Consider the following 7,235-nt stretch of genomic DNA (forward strand, 5'->3'; position numbering starts at 1 on the left):
CAGCTGGATCGCCGGGACCGAGCCGTGCGAGCGGATCAGCGCGGCGACCCGGGCGAGGGCCTCCTGCTGGCGGTCGTTCCACAGGCCGAGGTCCCACGGGGAGATCCGGGCGTCGGGGCGGACGCCGGTGGCCTCGACCATCACCAGGCCGGCGCCGCCGGCGGCCCGGGAGCCCAGGTGGGCGAGGTGGAAGTCGGTGGCGACGCCGGTCTCGGGGCCTTCGGGCGCGGCCGAGTACATGCACATCGGGCTGAGCCAGATGCGGTTGGGGATGGTCAGCGAACGGAGGGTGATCGGCTCGAACAGGGCGCTCACGACGGCCCGTCCTTCCTGTGGTCCCGGCAGCGGCTTCTTCGCTTCGTACGATAGCTGCCGTACTACGACATCTGTCAAACTACGAGAGTTCTCGTACCATGGCCTGGTGACCATCGACCACGACTGTCCCGGCCTGCTGCCCGAGCCGCCCGCCGCCGAGCTGCGACTGGAGGCCGTGCTGCACGCGCTCGCCGATCCGACCCGGCTGCGGATCGTCGCCGAGCTGGCGGGGGCGGGCGGCGACGAGCTGAACTGCCTGGCCTTCGAACTGCCGGTCACCAAGTCGACGCTGACGCACCACTTCCGCGTCCTGCGGGAGGCCGGCGTGATCCGCCAGCACCGCCGGGGCACCTCCAAGATGAACACCCTGCGCGTCGAGGACCTCGCCGCACGCTTCCCCGGCCTGCTCGACGCGGTGCTCGCGGCCGCCGTACGGTGCACCCGCGCGGACAGGCCCGCCGCCCGCTAGGCACCCGCCCGCCACAACACCGGGCCCACGCTCCGCAGTCCTGACGGACCGTCAACTCCTGCGGCGAATACTCGCCATGGCCTCCGGCGACCCTCCGCCATGGATCACTCGCAACCGTCCTGCCACCGTGCACGTCCACCGCCACAGAGGCCACACGGGGCGGTAGCCGGGGCGGGCTTTCTGACACGGTCATGCCTGGTCACACGGGCTTCACCGGAGTTGCACCAGCGTTCATCCCACGTGGTCATTTGGTCTATACCAATCAGGTAATCTGACCGGCGACAGGTGTCAATGACCGGCCGTGGGGGGCCCAATGACTGTCAATCACCTTCCGTCGCCACCTTCCGATCAGGAGCTCTACTGGTACTTCGGACCTCAGCGCCGCTGGGTTCCGCTACTCTCCGCGTTCGCCTTCGTGCTCAGCGCGGCCACGATGTTCAGCTTCTCCCTGCGCACCGTCGCGCTCTGGCCGTTCCTGGCCGTCCTCGGCGTCAACCTGGTAGCCCTGGCACTGACCTGCCTCAACGGGCTGCGCCGCCGCCGCTTCACCCGGGCCGGCCACGAACTGCTGGTCGCCGCCTGGCAGCCCGCGCAGCCGCCGTCCGTCGACCTGTACCTGCCGACCTGCGGCGAGCCGCTCGACATCCTCGCCAACGCCTACCGCGCCGTCGCCCGGCTCGACCACCCCGGACAGCTCGACGTCTGGGTGCTGGACGACGGCGACCGGCCCGAAGTGGCCGCGATGGCAGCCGAGTTCGGCTACCACTACGTGGTCCGCCCGAACCGCGGCGAGTTCAAGAAGGCCGGCAACCTCAACCACGCGCTCACCCTGAGCAGCGCCGAGTACATCGCCATCCTGGACGCCGACTTCGCGCCGCGCGCCGACCTGCTGCACCACCTGCTGCCGTACTTCGGCGACCCGAAGGTCGGCATCGTGCAGAGCCCGCAGTGCTTCGACACCGACGCCTCGATGGGCTGGGTGCAGCGCGCCGCCGGCTCCGCCCAGGAGTGGTTCTTCCGCTGGGTGCAGCCCAGCCGCGACGCCTCCGACGCGGCGATCTGCTGCGGCTCCAACGCCGTCTACCGGCGCGCCGCGATCGACGCCGCCGGCGGCTTCGCCCGGCTCGACCACAGCGAGGACATGTACACCGGCCTCGCCCTGCACCAGCGCGGATTCACCACCCGGTACGTCCCCGTCCTGGTCGCCAAGGGCACCTCGCCGGACTCCACCACCAGCTTCGTCAACCAGCAGTACCGCTGGACGATGGGCAACCTGCACCTGATCGGCGACCGGGCCACCCGCAAGGCCATGACCTGGCGGATGCGCCGCTGCTTCGACGAGGGCATCATCGGCTACCTGGCCGCTGCCGTGAACGTGCTCACCGCACCGCTGCCGCCGCTGGTCATGCTGTTCGCCTACCCGGGCGAGGTCCGCGCCTGGTACGTCCTGCCGATGCTCTCCCTGCTGTGGCTCTGGCACGTGCTGCTCCCCCGGGTCAGCCGCACCCGCTGGCGCTCCGAAGTGCTGCGCGCCAACGTGCTGATGAGCTTCGCCGCCGCCACCGCCTACTGGCACACCGCCCGCGGCCGCAGCGCCGCCTGGGTGCCCACCGGCGTCGCCAAGCCCGGCCGGTCCGGCGGCATGGCCCGCAAGGTCCTGCTGGTCTCCCTGGTCTGGACGGCCGGCACCCTGGCCGCCACCGCCGTCGGCATCGCCGCCGCCACCGCCATGCACGGCTGGCACACCACCTGGGGCCTCGGCCTGTACCTCGCCGTGCAGCTGCACCTCGGCGTCCCGCTGATCCGCGACCTGTACGCCGAACTGCGGCCGCGCTCCACCGAACCGACCGAATCCGGGGCCCGCCCGGCGATGCGGCCCCGGCGCTGGCCCGAGGCCCTCGCCGTCACGAGCACGCTCGCCCTGATCGCCCTGCTCGCCTCCGGCTGGGTGGCTCCGATGCTGCCCTGGCTGGGCTGAAAGGTCCTCCTCCCGTGTCCACCAGCACCGCCCCGCTCACCGTCGTCCTCGGGCAACCACCCGTCGAGCGGCCCAGGTTCAGACCCGACATCGAGGGCCTGCGGGCCGTCGCCGTGCTCGCCGTCCTCGCCTTCCACGCGGCCGTCCCCGGCTTCGCCGGCGGATTCGTCGGCGTCGACGTCTTCTTCGTCATCTCCGGCTACCTGATCACCGGCCTGCTGCGCGGCGAGAGCCTCGCCACCGGCAAGGTCCGGCTCGCCGAGTTCTACGCCCGCCGCGCCCGCCGCCTGCTGCCCTCCGCCGCCGTGGTGCTCGCCGTGGTCGCCGTCCTCGGCGCCCTGCTCACCGCGCCGTTGCGCCGCGCCGACCTGGAGCGCGACGTCCTCGCCTCCGCGCTGTCCGTCGCCAACTGGCGCTTCATCGCCGAACAGACCGACTACCTGGCGGCCGGCCGCGACCCCAGTGCGCTGCTGCACTTCTGGTCGCTCGCCGTCGAGGAGCAGTTCTACCTGCTCTGGGCGCCGCTGCTGGCCCTCGCCGCCCGCTGGGCCTGGAAGCGGCGCACCGTCCTCGGCCTGACCCTGCTGCTCGGCGCCGGCTCGTTCTGGCTCTCCCTGCACTGGAGCGCCGGCGCGTACCTCTCCACGCCCACCCGGGCCTGGCAGTTCGCCGCCGGCGCCGTGATCGCGCTGCTGCCGGTCCGCGAAATACCCAGGCTGATCCGGGAGTTGCTGGGCCTGGGCGGCATGGCCGCGGTGCTCGCCGCGGTGCTGCTCTTCGACGCCCGCACCCCCTACCCCGGCATCGCCGCGCTGCTGCCCACCTTTGGCACCGCCGCGATCATCCTGCCCGGCGAACAGCACCTGGTGGGACGGGCGTTGGCGCTCTCCGCACCACGCGCGATCGGCCGGCTCTCCTACAACCTCTACCTGTGGCACTGGCCGGTGCTGGTGCTCGCCGAAGCCCGGTGGGGAACGCTGCACTGGGGCGTCAAGGTCGCCCTGACGGCGGCCGCCGCGCTGCCCGCGCTCGCCGCCCTGAACTGGCTTGAGCAGCCGCTGCGCCGCAGCCTGGTGCTCGGCGAGATCCCGCGCCGCGGGCTCTCGTTGGGCCTCAGCGCGGTCGTCATGCCGGTGGTGCTGGCGCTGGTCGTCGGCACCGGCACCATCCGCAACCTCGGCCCCGCCACTCCCCGGACCCGTCCGGTCTGCCGCCGGGCGCCCGCACCGGTCACAGCCTGCTCGCCGCCGCCCCGCCGGCGAACGGCCCGACCGTCCCCAACCCCGTCCAGGCCCGGCAGGACTTCCCGCCGGACGGCGCCTGCGAGGTCGACCCCGCCGACACCACCAGCCCGCCCTGCCGCTTCGGCAGCGGCGACGACCGGATCGTGCTGCTCGGTGACTCGCACGCCGGCCAGTGGTTCTCCGCCGTGCTGGGCATCGCCGCCCAGCACCGCCTGTCCGTCGAGGAACTCGTCAAGCAGGGCTGCCCGCTGCCCGAACTCACGGTGGTCAACCCGCAGTTGGGCCGCACCTACCACGAGTGCGACACCTGGCGGGCCAACGCGCTGACCCGGCTCAAGGAGGGGCCGAAGCCGAAGCTGATCGTCGTCTCCACGCTGAACCGGTACACCGCCGACCGCGAGACGCTGCTGCGCGGCTGGGAGCAGACCCTCGCCCCGCTGCGGGCATTGGGCGTCCCGATCGTCTACCTGCAGGACACCCCGATCCCCGGCCGGGACGTCCCCGCCTGCGTCTCCGGGCACCCCGACACCCCCTCGGCCTGCGACTTCCCGCGCGCCGAAGGACTCTGGGCCGACCCGCTGGCCGAGGAGATCGCCGCCGGGAAGTTGCCCGGCGTGCAGACCATCGGCGTCAACCAGGTGCTCTGCCCCGGCGACGGGCGAAGCTGCCCGGCCGTCCTGGAGCACGTCCTGCTGTACCGCGACGACTCGCACCTGACCAACGCGGCGGCCGTCGTCCTCGCCGCGCGCCTCGACCAACTCCTGATCGACGCGGGCGTGTTCGGCTCCGGCTGGACCACGCTGCTGCACGAGGAGTTCGACGGCCCGGCCGGCTCCCGGCCCGACCCCGCGAACTGGCAGTACGACCTGGGCACCTGCTACCCCGGCTGCCCGGCCGCGCAGTGGGGCACCGGCGAGATCGAGACCATGACCGACTCCACCGCCAACGTCCGCCTGGACGGCCAGGGTTCACTGGAGATCGTGCCCACCCGGGACGCCTCCGGCCGCTGGTCCTCGGGCCGGATCGAGTCCCGGCGCGCGGACTTCTCCGCCCCGGCGGGCGGAGTCCTGCGGGTGGAGGCCAAGTTGGCGCTGCCCGCCGTCAACGGCCCTGCCGCGGCCGGGTACTGGCCCGCGTTCTGGGCACTCGGCGGCAAGCTCCGTGACGGGTACACCGGTTGGCCCGGCGTCGGCGAACTCGACGTCCTCGAATCGGTCGGCGGACGCGGCGTCTTCGGCACCATGCACTGCGGCACCACCCCGGCGGCCCCTGCCAGGAGCCGAACGGCCTGGGCTCCGGGGAGCAGTCCTGCGCGGACTGCTGGGGCTCCTTCCACACCTGGACGGTGGAGGTGGACCGGACGGCCACCCCCGAGAAGGTGCGCTGGCTGCGCGACGGCCGGGAGTTCTTCGCGGTGACCTCCGACCAGGTCGACCCGGCCGCCTGGGACCAGGCGGTCCACCACGGGATCTTCCTCGTGCTGAACGTCGCCGTCGGCGGCAACCTGCCTGCCGCGCACGGAAGTTCGCCGACCCCGGCGACCGAGCCCGGCCACCCGATGAAGGTCGCCTCGGTCACCGTCTCCACCCGGAACTGACGGCCCGTCCCCCTGGAACCTCCCCCGGTCCGCGTGCGTCGGACCGGGGGACGTTCAGTGGGGCACGGGAGTCGCCCGTGCCCGTCGACCGAGGGGGACCGATGTCAGCAGCACGCATCCGTTGGGGAGCCGGCCTCGCCGCCGCCGGGCTGATCACGCTCACGGCGTGCGGCTCGGCGACGCAGACTGCGGGCGGGGCGGCCCCGAACGCACCGGCGACCGCCACCCTCGGCGCCTCGCCGTCGCCGTGGCCCTCGCCGTCGCCCAGTGGCACCCCGATGTCGCGGCCCGGGCTGTCGGACCTCGCCTCGGCGCTGGGCGAGCAGGGGCGCGGGGCGTTCCAGGACGTCTACGGGACGCTGGAGTTGGACAATGAGCGGAATGTCGTCGTGCTGTCCGTGACGGATCCGGCGCGCGGCCGTGCGCTGGTCGCCGCCGCGAAGCAGGCCCATCCGGACGCCGACACCGGGCGGGTCCGGGTGGAGGGCTGCCCGTTCACCAGGGCCGAGATCGACCGGGCGATGGACGCGATCATGACGGCCGAGCTCCCCGCGAAGGTCTTCAGCGCGGGCATGGCGCCGCACGCGACCGGCCTGGTGGTCGAGACGGACGAGGCCTCCACGACCTCGCCCGCCCTCCGCGCCGCCCTCACGGCCGTGGCCGGCCGGATCCCGGTCACCCTCAAGGCGGGCCAGCCGGTCAAGGACATGTGAGCGGCGAGGCCCCCGGCCGGGCTCTCCCTACTCCGGCTTGCGGAACATCCGGGTCGCCGTGATCTCCCCGTGGATCGTCGGCCCGTCCGGGTCCTGCGGCGCCGGGAGGCCGGGCCGCAGGTGTTCCTCGACGGAGATGTACTTGAGGCCGGCCCGGAGGTCCGCATCGTTGCGCAGCCGGATGACGAGCGGGAACTCCGCCAGCGCCGTGGTGTCGAACAGGCCGGTGGTGTAGATCAGTTGGACGCCGAGCGCGTCCGCGACGGCCCGCTGGAGCTCCAGCAGGTAGGTCGCGTTGGCGCGGCCGATCGGGTTGTCCAGGAACAGCGTGCCCGCGTGCCGGAGCTGCGACTGGCCGCGGTCGTTGGCGCGGAGCGCGGCCATCGTGCAGTACAGGGCGATGGCCGCGGTGAGCAGCTGGCCGCCGGAGAAGACGTCCGACATCTGACCGACCGAGACCCGTTCGGCGCGCAGGACGGCGTCCGGCTTGAGGATCTCGACCGAGACGCCCTTGGGGCCGATCGCGGCGGCGACGCCGCGCAGCAGCAGTGACATGCCGTCACGTCGCAGGTCGGAGTTCTTCCGGACGGCGGACTGGGTGGCCTCGTCGATGACTTCGCCGAGCCGTTCGACCAGGACGGCGTGGTCGGGGTCCTCGAAGCGGATCCGCAGGAACTCCTGGCCCGACCATTCGCCGAGGCCTTCGGGGAGGCGGGAGAGGCGCTGGGCGGCGCGCAGGGTGCCGAGGGAGGTTTCGACCAGGCCGCGGAGGCGGTCGACGATGGAGGAGCGGTTGCGCTCCAGCTGGGCGAGCTCGTCGGTGAGGACGCGCAGCCGGGGTGCGAACGCGGCGGCCCAGGCGGCGGCGTGGTCGGGCAGGGCGGCGGCGGGCAGCTCGCGGATCTGCTGGCGGGCGGGG

General features: G+C 73.1%; 6 protein-coding genes and 2 pseudogenes. 6 read left to right on the forward strand and 2 right to left on the reverse strand.

Features of this window, described 5'->3' with window-relative positions; all coding sequences use genetic code 11:
* Positions 1-315, reverse strand: a 315-nt coding sequence (locus KCH_RS07565; protein ID WP_035860499.1) for an oxidoreductase, incomplete at its 3' end; no start/stop codon positions are given.
* Positions 316-421: 106 nt separating this feature from the next.
* On the opposite strand from KCH_RS07565, the gene KCH_RS07570 reads away from it, so the two are divergent.
* From KCH_RS07570 to KCH_RS07585, 6 genes and pseudogenes are all read left to right on the forward strand, one after another.
* The gene (locus tag KCH_RS07570; RefSeq protein WP_035860502.1) at positions 422-784 is read left to right on the forward strand and encodes an ArsR/SmtB family transcription factor; all 363 of its coding nucleotides are present in this window, start codon (positions 422-424) and stop codon (positions 782-784) included.
* A gap of 313 nt (positions 785-1,097) precedes the next feature.
* Complete coding sequence (locus KCH_RS07575; protein ID WP_035860505.1) at positions 1,098-2,762, forward strand: glycosyltransferase family 2 protein; 1,665 nt, start codon at positions 1,098-1,100, stop codon at positions 2,760-2,762.
* 113 nt (positions 2,763-2,875) lie between these two features.
* A pseudogene (locus KCH_RS47625) lies at positions 2,876-3,691 on the forward strand (acyltransferase family protein); the annotation flags it as partial.
* Positions 3,692-4,149: 458 nt separating this feature from the next.
* Entirely contained in the window at positions 4,150-5,424 is a 1,275-nt protein-coding gene (locus KCH_RS47630) for an SGNH hydrolase domain-containing protein (RefSeq protein WP_482793291.1), read from the forward strand.
* Positions 5,385-5,603 carry a hypothetical protein gene (locus tag KCH_RS47635; RefSeq protein WP_482793292.1) on the forward strand — a complete coding sequence of 73 codons (219 nt, stop codon included), beginning with the start codon at positions 5,385-5,387 and terminating at the stop codon, positions 5,601-5,603. The genes KCH_RS47630 and KCH_RS47635 overlap by 40 nt, the downstream gene beginning before the upstream one ends.
* Positions 5,604-5,704: 101 nt before the next feature.
* Positions 5,705-6,316: a hypothetical protein gene (locus tag KCH_RS07585; protein WP_157031941.1), complete on the forward strand. Its 612-nt coding sequence runs from the start codon at positions 5,705-5,707 to the stop codon at positions 6,314-6,316.
* A gap of 27 nt (positions 6,317-6,343) precedes the next feature.
* Here the strand turns inward: KCH_RS07585 and KCH_RS07590 are convergent.
* Positions 6,344-7,235 (reverse strand): annotated as a pseudogene (locus KCH_RS07590) (hypothetical protein); the annotation flags it as partial.

It is taken from the genome of Kitasatospora cheerisanensis KCTC 2395 (genome assembly GCF_000696185.1).
Taxonomy (GTDB): Bacteria; Actinomycetota; Actinomycetes; order Streptomycetales; family Streptomycetaceae; genus Kitasatospora; species Kitasatospora cheerisanensis.